The 14,248-nt window shown below is 68.5% G+C and carries 17 protein-coding genes; 11 read left to right on the top strand and 6 right to left on the bottom strand.

Going from position 1 to position 14,248, the window contains the following annotated elements:
• Positions 1–34 precede the first annotated feature (34 nt).
• Positions 35–526 carry an immunity 26/phosphotriesterase HocA family protein gene (locus tag ACN20J_RS21395; protein ID WP_361913892.1) on the top strand — a complete coding sequence of 164 codons (492 nt, stop codon included), beginning with the start codon at positions 35–37 and terminating at the stop codon, positions 524–526.
• Positions 527–594: 68 nt separating this feature from the next.
• Entirely contained in the window at positions 595–1,188 is a 594-nt protein-coding gene (locus tag ACN20J_RS21390; protein WP_419666534.1) for a hypothetical protein, read from the top strand.
• A 32-nt stretch (positions 1,189–1,220) separates the two neighbouring features.
• Here ACN20J_RS21390 and ACN20J_RS21385 read toward each other — a convergent pair whose 3' ends face one another.
• Positions 1,221–1,949 carry a hypothetical protein gene (locus ACN20J_RS21385; RefSeq protein WP_419666533.1) on the bottom strand — a complete coding sequence of 243 codons (729 nt, stop codon included), beginning with the start codon at positions 1,947–1,949 and terminating at the stop codon, positions 1,221–1,223.
• An 860-nt stretch (positions 1,950–2,809) separates the two neighbouring features.
• Positions 2,810–3,805, bottom strand: a complete 996-nt coding sequence (locus ACN20J_RS21380) for a hypothetical protein (protein WP_419666532.1) — start codon at positions 3,803–3,805, stop codon at positions 2,810–2,812.
• Positions 3,806–4,278: 473 nt separating this feature from the next.
• Between ACN20J_RS21380 and ACN20J_RS21375 the strand changes: the two genes are divergently transcribed.
• The 9 genes from ACN20J_RS21375 (at position 4,279) to ACN20J_RS21335 (ending at position 10,848) form a co-directional block, all read left to right on the top strand.
• Complete coding sequence (locus ACN20J_RS21375) at positions 4,279–4,998, top strand: hypothetical protein (RefSeq protein ID WP_362301827.1); 720 nt, start codon at positions 4,279–4,281, stop codon at positions 4,996–4,998.
• 23 nt (positions 4,999–5,021) lie between these two features.
• Positions 5,022–5,876 carry a hypothetical protein gene (locus tag ACN20J_RS21370; protein ID WP_189844594.1) on the top strand — a complete coding sequence of 285 codons (855 nt, stop codon included), beginning with the start codon at positions 5,022–5,024 and terminating at the stop codon, positions 5,874–5,876.
• Entirely contained in the window at positions 5,873–7,183 is a 1,311-nt protein-coding gene (locus ACN20J_RS21365) for a CpaF family protein (RefSeq protein ID WP_189844593.1), read from the top strand. Before ACN20J_RS21370 ends, ACN20J_RS21365 begins: the two co-directional genes overlap by 4 nt.
• 7 nt (positions 7,184–7,190) lie before the next feature.
• Positions 7,191–8,183, top strand: a complete 993-nt coding sequence (locus ACN20J_RS21360; RefSeq protein WP_246575498.1) for a type II secretion system F family protein — start codon at positions 7,191–7,193, stop codon at positions 8,181–8,183.
• Entirely contained in the window at positions 8,180–9,109 is a 930-nt protein-coding gene (locus tag ACN20J_RS21355) for a type II secretion system F family protein (protein ID WP_419666531.1), read from the top strand. Before ACN20J_RS21360 ends, ACN20J_RS21355 begins: the two co-directional genes overlap by 4 nt.
• 45 nt (positions 9,110–9,154) lie before the next feature.
• Positions 9,155–9,406 carry a hypothetical protein gene (locus ACN20J_RS21350; protein ID WP_055610899.1) on the top strand — a complete coding sequence of 84 codons (252 nt, stop codon included), beginning with the start codon at positions 9,155–9,157 and terminating at the stop codon, positions 9,404–9,406.
• A 130-nt stretch (positions 9,407–9,536) separates the two neighbouring features.
• The gene (locus ACN20J_RS21345) at positions 9,537–9,917 is read left to right on the top strand and encodes a TadE family protein (protein ID WP_246575511.1); all 381 of its coding nucleotides are present in this window, start codon (positions 9,537–9,539) and stop codon (positions 9,915–9,917) included.
• Positions 9,917–10,384, top strand: a complete 468-nt coding sequence (locus tag ACN20J_RS21340; RefSeq protein ID WP_419666530.1) for a TadE/TadG family type IV pilus assembly protein — start codon at positions 9,917–9,919, stop codon at positions 10,382–10,384. The genes ACN20J_RS21345 and ACN20J_RS21340 overlap by 1 nt, the downstream gene beginning before the upstream one ends.
• A complete protein-coding gene (locus ACN20J_RS21335) occupies positions 10,381–10,848 on the top strand; it encodes a pilus assembly protein TadG-related protein (protein WP_373310865.1) in 468 nt (155 codons plus the stop codon). The genes ACN20J_RS21340 and ACN20J_RS21335 overlap by 4 nt, the downstream gene beginning before the upstream one ends.
• A gap of 75 nt (positions 10,849–10,923) precedes the next feature.
• Here the strand turns inward: ACN20J_RS21335 and ACN20J_RS21330 are convergent, their stop codons facing one another.
• The 4 genes from ACN20J_RS21330 to ACN20J_RS21315 form a co-directional block, all read right to left on the bottom strand.
• A complete protein-coding gene (locus tag ACN20J_RS21330) occupies positions 10,924–11,265 on the bottom strand; it encodes a hypothetical protein (RefSeq protein WP_189844590.1) in 342 nt (113 codons plus the stop codon).
• Between the two features lie 123 nt (positions 11,266–11,388).
• Positions 11,389–12,408 carry a hypothetical protein gene (locus ACN20J_RS21325; protein WP_419666529.1) on the bottom strand — a complete coding sequence of 340 codons (1,020 nt, stop codon included), beginning with the start codon at positions 12,406–12,408 and terminating at the stop codon, positions 11,389–11,391.
• An 81-nt stretch (positions 12,409–12,489) separates the two neighbouring features.
• Positions 12,490–13,539: a hypothetical protein gene (locus ACN20J_RS21320; protein ID WP_419666528.1), complete on the bottom strand. Its 1,050-nt coding sequence runs from the start codon at positions 13,537–13,539 to the stop codon at positions 12,490–12,492.
• 2 nt (positions 13,540–13,541) lie between these two features.
• Positions 13,542–14,183: a hypothetical protein gene (locus tag ACN20J_RS21315; protein WP_361997088.1), complete on the bottom strand. Its 642-nt coding sequence runs from the start codon at positions 14,181–14,183 to the stop codon at positions 13,542–13,544.
• Positions 14,184–14,248 lie beyond the last annotated feature (65 nt).

The following is a 14,248-nucleotide window of genomic DNA, read 5'->3' as shown; positions in this document are numbered from 1 at the left end:
CTGGCGGAACTCTATGGAAGGAACACACTTCGTCATGCCGTTGAAGAAGATGAAGGGCCAGCGTCGCTCGCATGAGGTCGGCGATGTGTTTGCGCTGCAGCTGGACGACTCCACCTATCGATTCGGCAGAATCGTGAAGATCGGCGAGAGCGGTCCGCAGGGCAGGTTCCCCGGCGGCATCCTCGCCTACATCTACGACGTTCCCGCCGAGAATCCGGAGCCGGACCTTTCCGCATTGACACCGGACCGGTTGCTGATGCCCCCCTTCTTCACCATGAACTGGACATGGAACAAAGGGTATTTCCGGACCGTGGCCCATGAGGACCTGGAACCCGGACACCTGCTGAAGCAGCACTGCTTCTACGACGCCAGCATCGAAGGCTACGTGGACGAGAACGACGACGTGCTTCCCGAGCGCGTCGAGCCCTGTGGCTGGTTCGCCCTCACCAACTTCGAGCATTTCCAGCACGAGGTCGACGAGGCGATCGCGGGGCGGCCCGTGCATGGGGCGTTTCCGAAGAAGTGACCGTGCCGCCGGACTGATCCCAGGCCTGTGGTGATCGTGCCGTGCGGGTTGAGTCAGGCGAAGGCACCATGACGGCTGCAGAGAACCAAGGTCCCCTTTCGGTATACCGCCTGCTGCCGAGCATGCGGGAGTTCCAGCTTCTCCATTTCGACAATTCGCCCGTGGAACTCATGCGCTGGCAGCTCGGCGGCTCTGTCGGCGAGCCCCCCACCGGCTTCAACGCCGAATGGGGAGGCGAACCACGATGGCCCAGGAGAGAGTTTCCCAACGGCGATCCATGCTGCCCCGTCGTCAGCGGCCGTATCGCTGGCGTCCTGGGGGACGAGCTCGCAACAGCAGGGCGTCTCGTGCCGGTGAACATCGACGGATCCGCGGGGGACGAATACCTTCTCCACGTCGTGGAGCGAGTGGTCGACTGTTTCGATGAACAGCGCTCGTCGGCGCCGGACCAGATCGGCAGGATCAAGAAATCGGTGTTCCGGCCGGAGGCGCTGCCCGTCGAGCCGGCGGCATTCCGTTTTCCGCAGTTCCCCACAGCTGTCTGCTGGAACGGTTGGATGGTGGAACGCCTCGTCGGGCTTCTGGGGGATCAACTCGAGTCCCGGCTGATCTGGTCGGAGGATCCCTCACTCTCCCCGCACCCTGCCCCGTGGGGATTCTGACGAGGCTGATTCAGGCAGCGACCTTGCGGGCATCAACCAAGCTTCGCGTTCTGCGCCCCCACCACAACGGCCGCCAGCTTCACGTCGCTCGGCCGGGACTCCGCGATCGCCCTGCCGTCCACCGAGAAGTAGACGGCGATGACGTCGTCGTGGCGTACGGCGGCCGAGTGGAGGGTGTGGGTGGTGCCCAGGACCGTCATCGTGGACTTGAAGGCGAGGGACTCGTCGCCCGCCTTGGTGGTCGGTTCGGCGGTGACCGAGTCGTACGGGCTGGTGCCGCTCTTCGACTTGGCGGTGAAGCCGTCGCCGCAGGAGGCCACCGCCTTGGAGAGGCCGGCCATGGCCGACTCCGCTCCGCCGTCCTCGTAGGCGGTGAGCGTGACGTACGTGAAGCCGCCGTTGAGGCCGTCCTTCGAGGCGACCCGCGTGAGGTCCGCCTGCGCTTCGCCGAGCGGGAGTTGGTTCATCGCGTACGCCAGCGGGGCGCACACCTTCTTGTCCAGGGTCACCTCGTCCGGGGACTTGGCGAACACGAACTCGTCGGAGGGCTCCTCGACCGCGTAACCGTCCACGTCGGCCTTCGTGATCATGAGCTTGGCCAGCCGGTCCGCCGGGCTGACCTGCTTCGCCCGGGATGCAGTGGCCCCGGGCTTGTCCGCGGCGTCCGTACCCGAATCCGAGTCACCGCTGCCGCATGCGGTCAGGAGGGTGAGTGCGGACAGGGAGAGCGCGGAGGCGGCCAGGGCGGTGGTTCGCTTCATGGGGGGACGGGCTCCTTGGTTCCTGGTGGTGGACGGTGAGTGGCGGATGGTGATGGTGATGGTGAGTGGCTATTGGCTATTGGTGAGGGACGTCAGGGATGGCCTCGGGCCTCTGCGTCGGCCCTCTTAGGGTGGGAGTGTGGATCTTCAGGCCGTAGTCGCCGGTTTCAAAGGGGCGGCCCCGCTGCCCGGGCTTGCCGACGCCTGGCACTGGTCGCCGGTGCGGGGAATCGAGTTCGCCGGTGCCCTCTCCGCCGATGGGCAGCGGTTGCTTCAGTTCGGCGGCCGTGACTCCTACGACCATGAACTGGCCGTGGCGACTTTGGAGTTCGCCCGGGAGAGGGAGAAGAGGATTTTCGACCGGAACCCCTTCCTCGGTGCGCTGGAAGGGTTTCGGGCGCCGGCCGGGCGTCGGCCTTTCGACGTGGCAGTGGGTGTGGCCCCCGAAGTGCACCGCTTCTATCGCGTCGAGCTTCCCGAGCTGACGCCGTTCGTCCGGCTGACGTTTCCGGCGTACGCCTGTGAGTTCTCCGGCGGGGAGAGCATCGGCGAGGCGGAGACCCGGTACCGCATGCTCCGCCTCAACCACCTCGGCCGGGAGCCGTTGCCCTTCCTGAAGATGCGGTTCGCCAACACCCGGACCGGAGGGAGAAGTACGAACTCCGGCCGCGGCTTCACCGGGCCACGGCGGCTCGTGGAGGAGTTCGGGCCGGATGGACGGCGGCCCGGGCAGCTTCGCCGAGTTCGAGAACCGGCACGGCAGGCCGAGGCCGAGGCGGAGGTGGAAGCGTGGTGGCTGCGGCCGAGGCGCCGGCCGGCAGTTGGAGATGCTTGGGAGCCCGAGAACGTAGTGCCTCCACTCAGCCCCGGACCTTCTCCGCTTCCTCCTCCAGCAACTTGCGGAGCGCCGGGGAGAGTTCGGGGACAGCCGCGCCCGCCGACTGTGCGGCGGACAGGGCTCGTACGTACTCCACCGCCGCCTCCCGGAGACGTTGCCTCTCGCGGCCCTGGCGGGCTCCCGCCAGCCAGGTCGTGATCGCGAGGGGGACCGCGAGGACGGCGGCCAGGTACCCGAGGGGGTTCTCCTCGGAGAACGCCCAGGCCACGCCACCGATCGCCACGAACAGCAGCAGGCACCCCGCCTCGTCGTGCCAGCCGCCCTCGTCCGCCATGGCCTCGTACGACGCGACCGAGGCCGGCTTCGAGGGGATGGCCGGGGGCGGCGCTGTGGGTGCCGCCCCTTCGGTTGCTTTCCTTGCCGCTTCCTCGGTCTCCATGGGCTTGTCGGTTGCCTCGCCGGACGTCGGTTCCGCAGGCAGCGCCGGCCCCGCAGGCAACGGCTCCACCTCCGCGTACGTGACCTCCGCGTACGTGGGAACCGGCACCGTCTCCCGGTCGCCGCTCAGCGACCGGCCCACCAGCCAGCCCGGTACGTGCGTCACCGGCACCCCGTGCGCACGCGCCAGGCCCAGCACCTCGCGGTAGCCCGCCAGCCTCGGGTGGAGCAACTCCCTTTTCCAGCGCCGCCGTACGACGACGAGGGATGCCACGGCCACCACGAACAGCGGGCCCGCCGGGCCGAAGGCCAGCTCCGGCCGGCCTTCGAAGGCGGGCACCGTGTGGCCGAGGAACGGCCACACGATGGCCGCGACCAGTGCCAGTGAGCCCAGCCACATCAGGGGACCGTGCTCGGCGGCACTCAGCGTGCGCCGGTGCCGCGCGAGCAGCTCCGCCGTCGCCGCGTCGTCCGTGTAGTTGAAGTCGACGCCCCGGCGCGCGCCGACTTCGCGTATCGCGGAGAGGAGCCGGGCATCCGCGGACAGGGCCGCACCACTCACGGGCAGAAGCCCCGTCACCGCAACCAACTCCACCCGTCCGAAACCCGTAGCGAACCCGTACCGAACCCGTACGGACGTCGCCCTCGCCGCCGGAGCGCGGCCGAAGATCGCTGGAGATCCTTCCACGCCCCCGTCGGGCCCCCACCCCACCCCCGTGAGCGACTAGTGCAGACCTCATGGACGGAGCGTGACGAACGGCCCTCGGAGCAGGGGAGGATGATTCGCTGGTGCACAGTGGCGGCCCCGTATGCAGGGCCTTCCTCGACCGGGAACCGAACGGCCCGCGTTGCGCGTGGATAACGTCGGGGCGTGTGGGATCCGAGGCCATGGGCGCGCCTTGAGGGGCTTATGCGCTGCTGATACGGTGCGATGACTTGACGCTCGTTGCGGCCGTGGCTATTCGACCAGGTCGGGCGGTACGCCCGGTGAGGGTGAAGTGTTCCAAGTGTCCTGAATGACGAAACCTTCTTGGGTGTACGGGGAGCGGTTGCGTGAAGATCCAGGAGCGTACGGGGGCGGGCAACAACCGTTCCGCTGCGCCGGTTCAGCCGACGATGGGGGAGCGCCTTCCCTCGCCGCCTCGCGAGCGCAAACCCGCGCTGGCCGCGCTCGCGGTCCTGCTGATCCTCGTGGGTGCGCTCGGGGCGACCATGCTGGTGCTGCGCGCCGGTGACCGCGTCGAGGTCGTCAAGGTGACGGCCGACGTCCAGGCGGGCCAGCCCGTCGGCAACAACGTGGAGTCGGTGCTGGTCGCGGACGACGCGGGGATCAACTACGTCAGGTGGTCCCAGGTCGACACCCTGAAGAAGCTCAAGGCCAAGTCCACGATCTACAAGGGCACCCTCGTCATCGGCGAGATGTTCGGCACCGAGGCCAGCCTCCAGTCCGGCAAGGCCGTCGTCGGACTCTCCCTCAAGGAGGGGCAGTACCCCGAGGGCATCGAGGTGGGCGACCTCGTGGCCGCCTACCAGGTCGGCACCACCGGTTCCTCGAACTCGGACGATGACACGGGCACCGGTGCCGCGGGCAGCGGCAACACGCCGATCGTCTCCGACGCGCGCATCAAGAGCGTGCCCGCGACCAAGAGCGACACCACCATCAGCAGCACCAACAAGCGTTACACGGTGACCGTCGACGAGAGCGATGCCGCCGCGCTGGCCCGCGCCGCCGCGGCGAACCAGGTCGCCCTCGTCAAGGTCTCCGGCAACTAGCGGCGAAGAGAGTCACACACACCATGGCCCTCATCGCCCTCGCCGCCGACAAAGGTTCCCCCGGCGTCACCACGGCGGCCGTCGCCCTCGCCGCCGTCTGGCCCCGCAGGGTGCTGCTCGCCGAGACCGACCCGGCCGGCGGCGACCTCGTGTACCGCAGTGCCGCCGCGCACGGCGGGCCGCTGAACCCGAACACCGGCATGCTCTCCATCGCCGCCACCGCCCGCCGTGGTCTCGTACCGGATCAACTCTGGGACCACGTGCAGCCGTTGAGCGGTGGGCTCGAAGTGCTCGTCGGGCTCGGGAACGCCGAGCAGGCGGCCGGGCTCGCGGGGCTGTGGCCCACGCTCGGCCGGGCCTTCGCGCAGCTCGCCGACTCCCCGCACGCGCCCGCCGACGTCATCGCGGACTGCGGACGGATCAGCGGGGACACCCCGGCCGTCGAGATGTTCTCGCAGGCCGCCCTCGTACTCCTCATCTCCCGCACCGAGCCGGAGGCCATCGCGCGCGTACGCGACCGGGCCGCCGCCCTCAGCGCCAAGCTGCACGGCGGAGCGCGCGGTGCGGCGGCGCTGGGCACGCCCCTCATCGGGGTCGTCCTCATCACCGACCCGGGCGAGTCCGGCAAGCTCGTCCACCAGGTCAACGACATGCTGGTGGCCGCGCAGACCGGCGCCCGCGTCGTCGGCACGATCGCCGAAGACCCGGCAGGCGCCGACCAGTTGGCCGGCCGCAAGCGCGGACGGCTCGACAAGTCGCTGCTCATCCGCTCGGCGCGCAAGGTGACCTCGGACCTCTACCAGCAGTTCGGCGCGGCCTGGGCCGTACCGGCGGCCGGCGGTCCGAACGGTCAGCCCACCGCCGGAGCCGGCCGATGACGGCAGTCGACCACCAGCTGGTCAAGCGGTTCCGGCAGGAGGCCGGTGACCGTATCGCCGAGCAGCGCCGGCTCGACCAGGTCTCCGGCGTCACGCCGATGTCCAACGAGGACGAGCGGCACTACGCCCGCGCGGTGATAGCCCAGATACTGGAGGAGTACGCCCGTACGGAGATCAACTCCGGGCGTACGCCGCTGGACGCCGAGACCGAGGAGCAGTACGCCGCCGCCGTGCACGCCGCGCTCTTCGGAGTGGGGCGTCTGCAGCCGCTGCTGGACAACCCCGAGGTCGAGAACATCGACATCAACGGGTACGACCAGGTCTTCGTCGGCTACGCCAACGGCGAGGAGACCAAGGGCGATCCCGTCGCCGAGACCGACGAGGAGCTCATCGAGCTCATCCAGATTCTCGGCGCGTACTCCGGTCTCTCCTCCCGGCCCTTCGACTCCGCCAACCCGCAGCTCGACCTGCGGCTGCCGGACGGGTCCCGCCTCTCCGCCGTCATGGATGTGACGCGCAGGCCCGCGCTGTCCATCCGTCGCGCGCGCATGGGCAAGGTCTTCATGTCCGACCTCGTCGGCAACGGCACGCTCACCCCCGAGGTCGGGCACTTCCTCGCCTGTGCCGTCCGGGCGCGCAAGAACATCATGATCGCGGGTGCGACGAACGCCGGTAAGACCACGCTCCTGAGGGCCCTGGCGAACGAGATCCCGCCGCACGAGCGCCTCATCACCGTCGAGCGCGCACTGGAGCTCGGGCTCGACCAGTTCGCCGATCTGCACCCGAACGTCGTGGCGTTCGAGGAGCGGCTGCCCAACTCCGAGGGCCAGGGCACCATTTCGATGGCGGAGCTGGTCCGGCGTTCGCTGCGTATGAACCCCTCGCGCGTCATCGTCGGTGAGGTCCTCGGCGACGAGATCGTGACCATGCTGAACGCGATGTCCCAGGGCAACGACGGCTCGCTGTCCACGATCCACGCCAACAGCTCCAGCGAGGTCTTCAACCGTATTTCCACGTACGCGCTCCAGGCCACCGAGCGGCTGCCCATCGAGGCCAGCCAGATGCTCGTCGCGGGCGCGGTGAACTTCGTCGTCTTCATCCAGCGGCGCAACAACTACCAGACGGGCGGCCGACTTCAGCGCATGGTCACCTCCATCCGCGAGGTCAACGGCGTCGACGGACGCGTCCTGTCCAGCGAGGTGTTCGCCGAGGCCTCGGACGGCCGGGTCGTGCCGCACGCGCCCCTCGCCTGCCTCGAAGACCTGATCCAGCACGGCTATCGCCTGCCCGGCGGGAACTGGGGGTGACCTGACCATGACTCTCGCCGCTCTTGACTCGCTCGGCTCCATGGGCGGGCTGTTCTCCACTACGGTCCTGTACGCCCTCGCGTGCGGCATCGCCGTCGGTGGCGGTCTCGCGCTGTTCGCCGTCGCGGTCCGCGGACTGCCCGCCAAGCCCGAGCACGAGAAGCAGAAGGCGAGCGAACGGGCCTCCGAGCTCGTCCGGTTCGCCGGTCAGCGCGGTTCGATCGCGGCCGGCGCCGGAATCGTCGTCCTGCTGCTCACCCGGTGGGCCGTCGCCGGAATCGCGACCGCCGTCCTCGTCTTCTTCTGGGACAAGCTCTTCGGCGGCGCCTCCGAGGAGAAATCGGCCATGCGCCGCGTGGAGGCCCTCGCCTCCTGGACCGAGTCGCTGCGCGACACCATCGCGGGCGCGGTCGGCCTGGAGCAGGCCATCCCCGCCTCCGCACGCGCCGCCGCACCGGTCCTGCGCCCGCACCTCGACGCCCTCGTCGACCGCCTCCGCTCCCGTACGCCGCTGCCGGAAGCCCTGCAGCAGCTCGCCGACGAGATCGACGACGCGTCCGCCGACATCATCGTGGCCGCGCTGATCCTCAACGCGCGGCTGCGCGGCCCGGGTCTGCGGCAGGTCCTGGGCGCGCTCGCCAAGTCGGCACGCGAAGAGGTCGACATGCGGCAGCGGGTCATGGCGCAGCGAGCCTCGACCCGTCGCTCCGTACAGATCGTCGTCGCCGTCTCGGTCGCGTTCGTCCTCGGCCTGTCGATCTTCAACCGCGAATTCGTCGAGCCGTACGGCACGGCGGTCGGCCAGCTCGTACTCGCCTGTGTCTGCGGCCTGTTCGCGCTCGGCTTCGTATGGCTGCGCAAGCTCTCGACCATCGAGACACCGGAACGCTTCCTGGTACGGGACGAGGCGTCGGTCCAGTTCGTCCGCCCCCGTACGCCGTCGCCGTCCCAGACACAGGCTCCGTCGCAGACGCTGCCGGAGGAAGGGGTACGCCGATGAACTCGACCCTGACCATGCCCGTCGTGGTCGGCGCCGTCCTGGGCCTGGGCATCTACGCCCTCGTACGCGCCCTGATGCCGTCCAAGCGCAGCGCGGTCTCGCAGGTCGCCCGCATCGACGCGATGCGCGCGAGGGGAGCGGCGTACGAGTCCTTGCACCGGACCACCGCCGACAAGGGGCGGCTCGGGAGCGTACGGACCGGAGTCGGCGCGCGCGTCTCCGAGTTCTACATGCAGCAGGGCTGGGAGCTGCGGTCGCTGCGGGCCGATCTGGCCGTGCTGGACCGGAGTTGGGAGAACTTCCTCGCTACGAAGGTGCTGCTCGCGGCGGCCGGGCTGTTCTTCGGCCCGTTCATGTTCGCCGTGGTCTGGACGCTCGGGGTCGGCCGCAGCCCGGTCATCCCGATCTGGCTCGCGCTGATGTTCGCGACCATCTTCTTCTTCCTGCCGGACCTGGAAGTACGCAGGGACGCGGCGGAGAAGCGGCGTGACCTGCGGCGCGTCATCGGCGCGTATCTGGACCTCGTGTCGATGAGTCTCGCGGGCGGCCGGGGTCTCCCGGAGGCCCTGATGGCCGCCGCCGAGGTCTCCGACGGCTGGGCCACGCAGCGCATCCGTAATGCGCTCGCGGACGCCCGGATCACCGGCATCAGCCAGTGGCAGGCGCTCGGTTCGCTGGGCGAGGACCTGGGGGTGGAGGAACTGAAGGACCTGTCGGCCTCGTTGGCGCTGGTCGCGGACGACGGCGCGAAGGTGCGCGAGTCGCTCGCCTCCCGGGCCGAGACGATGCGGCACCGCGAACTCGCCGAGATCGAGGGCAGCGCGGGCGAGAAGTCGCAGTCGATGCTCGTCGCGCAGCTGCTGCTCTGCGCGGGCTTCCTGGTCTTCCTGATCTTCCCGGCGGCGATGCGTGTGTTCCAGGTCTGACGTCGACCGCTCCTACTTCCAAGAATTCTGAGAGGACAACTCACCATGAACGGACGGAACTTCAGCACCGGGATCCCGGGGGTGGACTTCCTGATCACCTTCCTCCAGGGGCGGGTGCAGCGTGCCCGCTCCGGCGAGCTCGACCGTGGTGCGTCCGCGGTGGAGTGGGTCATCATCTCGGCGGTCGTCGTGGCGATCGTCGGCGTGGTCGCCGCGATCATCAACGCCGCGCTGAGCGACGGTGCCAACAAGGTCGGCGACTGCATCAAGGGCGCGGACGCGGGCAGCACCTGCTGATTCCGCCTCCCGACTCTCGCCCTCTCATATATCCCATATCTCTCATATCTCTCATACGGGGTAACTGGTGAGCGTACGACGCTGGGTACGCCGCCGGGTGGAGGCCGCCTCCGCCCGCGGCGACTCCGGCATGACCGCGATCGAGTTCGTGCTGCTCACGCCCGTGCTCTTCTTCATGATCTTCGCCACCGTGCAGTTCGCGCTGTACTTCTTCGCCGACCACGTCGCCCAGGCGGCGGCCCAGGCCGGCGCCCGCAAGGCCCGCGCGACGGCCGACGAACAGCCGGGCGCGTGGCGGGGCGAGGCACGGGACGTCGTCGACAGCTACATCGCGCAGTTGGGGCCGCAGTTGGTGCTCTCCCCGACCGTGGAGATGCTCCAGCCGGAGCAGAACACGGTGGGCGTGGAGATCACGGCGAAGGTGCCGTCGGTGTTTCCCGGGCTGGACATGACGGTGCACGCGCAGTCCTCGGGACCGGTGGAGCGGTTCGTTCCGGAGGAGGGCAACTGATGGGGGCGCTTCCTGCCGGGGTGCGCTCGGCGGTACGGGGTTTCGTGGGGCAAAGGGCTCGTGCCGCTGTGGGCGCCCGCGACCGGGGGCTGTCCACGATCGAAGTGGTCATCCTGGCCCCGGTGATGATCCTCTTCATCCTGGTCCTCGTGGCCTTCGGGCAGCTCGTGGACGGGCGCGGTGCGATCGACGGCGCGGCGCGGGACGCGGCCCGGGCCGGCTCGATCCAGAAGAACCATGCCATCGCCATGTCCGAGGCCCGCAAGGCGGCCGCCGCGGACCTCGGCGAAGTCTGCTCGGGTCCCGTGACCGTCAACCAGACGAGCGCGGGCTTCGAGCCCGACAGCATCTTCACGGTCGAGGTGAGCTGCGAGGTGCGGGGCCTGGCGATGCTCGGCCTCGACGTCCCCACCACGCTCACCGCGAGCTTCAGTTCGCCGATCGACCCCCTGCGGAGGGCCGCGTGAACATCCCGCCCGCCGTACGCGACTGGGTCCACACTCGCCGCACGAGGCTCGACGACCGGGGCTCGGGCGCCGGAGCGGTCATCATCTTCGCCCTGGTGTTCCTGTCTCTCTCGGCCTTCGTCATCGACGGCGGCCTGTCGATCTCCAAGCGGGAACGCGCCGCCGACATCGCCGAACAGGCCGCCCGGTACGCGGCCCAGGACATCGACCGCGAGGCCCTGTACGAGAACGAGGGCGGCCCCGCCCCCATCCTCTTCGAGAACTGCGGCGCCCGGGTCAAGGCCTTCGCCCAGGAGATGGGCATGACCGGCGCGGACATCGCCGCCACCCACTGCGTCGCCGCGAACGCCGACGCGGTCGAGGTGGAGGTCCAGCTGACGTACGCGCCGGTCTTCACGGGGATGTTCTACGGCGGGGATGTGACGGTCCGGGGCCGGGCGGTGGCGGAGAACGAGGTCGGCTGACGGGGTCGGCTGACGAGGTCGGCCGGGCCGGTGAGCGCCGGCCCTACGCTCTCTCCGTGGGGAGAAGGGCCGAGGCTACTTGTTGCCGCCGCTCTGGCCCTTGCCGCCGCCCTTCTCCTCGCTCTTCACACCCTCGGAGACCTGCTTCGCCAGGTCGTCGTCCAGCTTCTTGAACTCCCGGACGATCGCCTCGGACATCTGGGCCAGCGCGTCGAGCTGCTGGTTGATGTCCTCGCGGCCGTCCTCCCAGTTGGACTCGAAGTCCTCCAACTTGTCGTAGACGCCGCCGTCACCGATGTCGTCCTTGTAGGACTCGAAGAGCTTCTTGGTGTGGTTCATCCGCGTCTTGATGTCACGCAGCCGGGTGCCGTAGTCCTCCAGCTCACTGAGCGGCAGCGCGAGGTCGGGCTTGCCCATGTGCGTTCCCCCTGTGGTGTCCGTGCCTCGGCGGCGTGTGTCTGCTGTCTGCGCAAGTTGTGACTATATGAGGCGCACGGTGCCCCCGTCACCGTGCCGACCATGCCTCACCGGTCCCGTCGTCTACTTCGAGTCCGTCATCCGGTACTCGTACGCGATCACCGAAGGCTTGCCGGACTTCGGGAGGGTGGCGAGCGTCATGCCCTGGAAGGTGTCGGTGACGATGGCGCGCTTGGCCGGGTTGTAGACGGACTCCTCCTTGTTCGGGGTGATCTCGAAGCTGCCCATGTACTGCTGCTTGAGCAGAGTTTCCTGGGTGTGGGCGGTCGGGACGACCGCGAGCACGCCGCCGTCGGCGAGCCGCAGCGCGTAAGTCGTCCCGTACGCAGGGTCCTTGGCGAAGAACTTCTTGGTCGCCCACTTGGCCAGATCGAATGTGTCGCGCCCCTTGTAGAGCTTGAGGGCGTCCTTGGCCGGGTCCGTGGTGTGGGAGATCGCGGCGCCGGCCTTCTTCCCACCGGTCTCGTACAGGTCCTCGAAGGCCGCGCTCACGTCGTTCGGGGCCAGGGATCCGACACGGGTGGTGGGCGCTACGGCGGTGGCGAGACCGTGGTTGCCGGTGTCGATCGCCGGGATCGGTGCGTCGGAGTAGACCGCGGACATCAACTTCCAGGCGCCGCCGTCCTTGTCGAAGATCAGGAGGGCGGGGATCTTCGATCCGCTGGCGGTGGCCTTGACCGCGAACCAGTCCTCACCGGCAGGGATGTAGTACGTACGGTCCTGGTAGGAGAAGGGCTTCTCGTAGTCGCCCTGGTCCGCCTTCGTCCAGGTGCCGAAGGTCTTGTAGTCCGCCTTGCTCTGCTCGTGGACCTGGCCGCCTTCGACCGTCGCCAGCAGCTTCGCGTTCCGCGTCGCGTTCGCCTTGCCGTTGACAGCCGCGTAGTTGTCGACGATCTTCGCCGCCTGCTCGCGGGTCACGGCGCCCTTGGGGGCGGAGGCGGAGGCCGAGGCCTTCGTGCCGGCCTTCCCGTCCTCGTCCGTGGTGCCGCCGCACCCGGTGAGAGCGACGGTGGAAGTCAGACCGAGCATCAGCAGAGCGATACCGGTCGTGCGTGCGGCGCGTGCCGGGTGGGGGGATGCCATGGTGTGCGCGTCTCTTCTTCTGTTGTGGGGTGTCGGAGAAGGGGAACAACTGCCGCGAAGGCGCGAAGGGATGATCGTGCGTCAGCGGTTGATCGACTGGATTTCCTGGACGTTCATGTCCTGGGTGGTCTCGAAGGTGCCGTCGGGCAGGTCGCCACCGGCACCGCCGGTGCCTTCCCAGGAGATCTGCCAGGTGACGGAGGCCTTGAGCGCGTAGGGCTGGCCGCTGGTGGCGCGCAGGTACGTGATGCCGCAGGGGGGCGTCTGCTCGGCGTCGCCCTTCTTGTAAGGGGTGCCGATCGAGCCGTCGTCGTTGATCTCGCACTCACCGGAGGCGGGGTACGTCTCCGCGTCCCCGGTACCGGGGACGAGATGAAGACTCACCGGCTTCGCGGTGGTCTCCGCCCAGAGGTTGGTACCGGGCAACTCGGCACGGACCTTGACCTCCTGGAACGTTCCCTTGTCCAGCCAGACCCAGGTCGGGAGGTTCACCGTGGACTCGGCCTCCGGCTTCAGCTCGACCTCGGTGTCCGGGACCTTGACCTTGTCGTACGCGTAGTCGGCCAGGGTCTCGGGGGTGGGGGCGTTCGGATCGTCGGGGATCTCGCCGGCGTTCTGCCAGAACATGAGCCGGCCGCACAGCGATGTGTCGTCGATGGTGGTGACGTCCGGAGCGACCCCGTGCCAGAAGTAGCCGTCCTTGCCGAGGTTGTAGTCCTTGTAGCCCTTCGTGGTCGATGGCGTGCCGAAGTGATTGGGGGCGTCGTTCTCGTCCCTGAAGTGGTCGGTCCACAGCTTCGACCCGATCCACCCCTGGCGGATACTGACTTGGCCGCTGCCGTCGGTCTCCGCGAAGTTCTTGAGCTGCTCGGGAGTGAAGAGGGGCTCGTACCAGCAGGGTGGCGGTTCCCAGTTCACGTCCGTCGATGAGAGAGAGCCCCGTTTTCCGCCGGTGGGGCCGCTGACTTGGGTGAGCTTGATCCTGGACCGGGAGGTGGCGGCGGAGATCTCCTCGCCCTTGGCGTCGCCGTACGTACCGCCTTCCCCGACTGCGGCGGCAGGTGTGGAGGTGAGGAGAACTGTGGTGAGCGTTGCGAGTACCAGAGGCAGGGATGCGTCGTGCGGCCTCATCGCTAGCAACCGCCCCTCTTCGAGATGACGGTGTCGGTCTGCCACACGTCCTGTGCGTTCTTGACCATCGTGATCACGTATTGGACCTTGGGGTCCGTGCCCGCCGGATTCCCCTCGACCTCGCCGGTCTTGCGCTGCTTCGTGGACGCCTTGCTTTCGTCAGTGCAGTAGCTGAGAGACGCCGCACCCTTGTTGGCAAGCGTGACCTTGGCGTCGTAAGCCGGCAGTTCGCCGATGACCGTGAGGTTCTTGGCCGTGTACGTCTTGATCCACAGTTGGGCCTGCGACAGACCTGGTTCGGTGGTGTAGAAGGCGAGGGCGTCACCGCCGTCGGGCTCGTTGGCGATGATCGCCGCGTATCCCGCCCGAAGCTCCTCCTTGCCGTCATTGAGTACGGCCTGCTTGTCGGCGTCGCCGCTCGTCCAGTTCTCGAATGTGAGCTGGAAGGTGCTGGGGAGCTTGATCGCTGGGCGCTTCGCGTCGGATGCCTTGGACGGTGGAGCCGAAGCCGACGGACTGCTGGACCCCTTGTCCGCCCCCTTGATGTCGTCCGACGACGAATCGTCGCTCCCGCCGCAGGCGGTGAGTACAAGGGCCGCTGTCGTGGCGAATGCGACGGCGGTGGGCAGGGTGCGGCGGGCCACGGGTGTTCTCCCCCAAAGTGCGGCGACTGTGTGCAACAGGAAACGAAGCTATCAGGAGCGGGTAG

It is taken from the genome of Streptomyces sp. 2-1 (genome assembly GCF_048564895.1).
Classification (GTDB): Bacteria; Actinomycetota; Actinomycetes; order Streptomycetales; family Streptomycetaceae; genus Streptomyces; species Streptomyces phaeochromogenes.
Note: the sequence above shows the minus strand (reverse complement) of the source record. Positions and strands in the feature narration are given on the sequence as shown.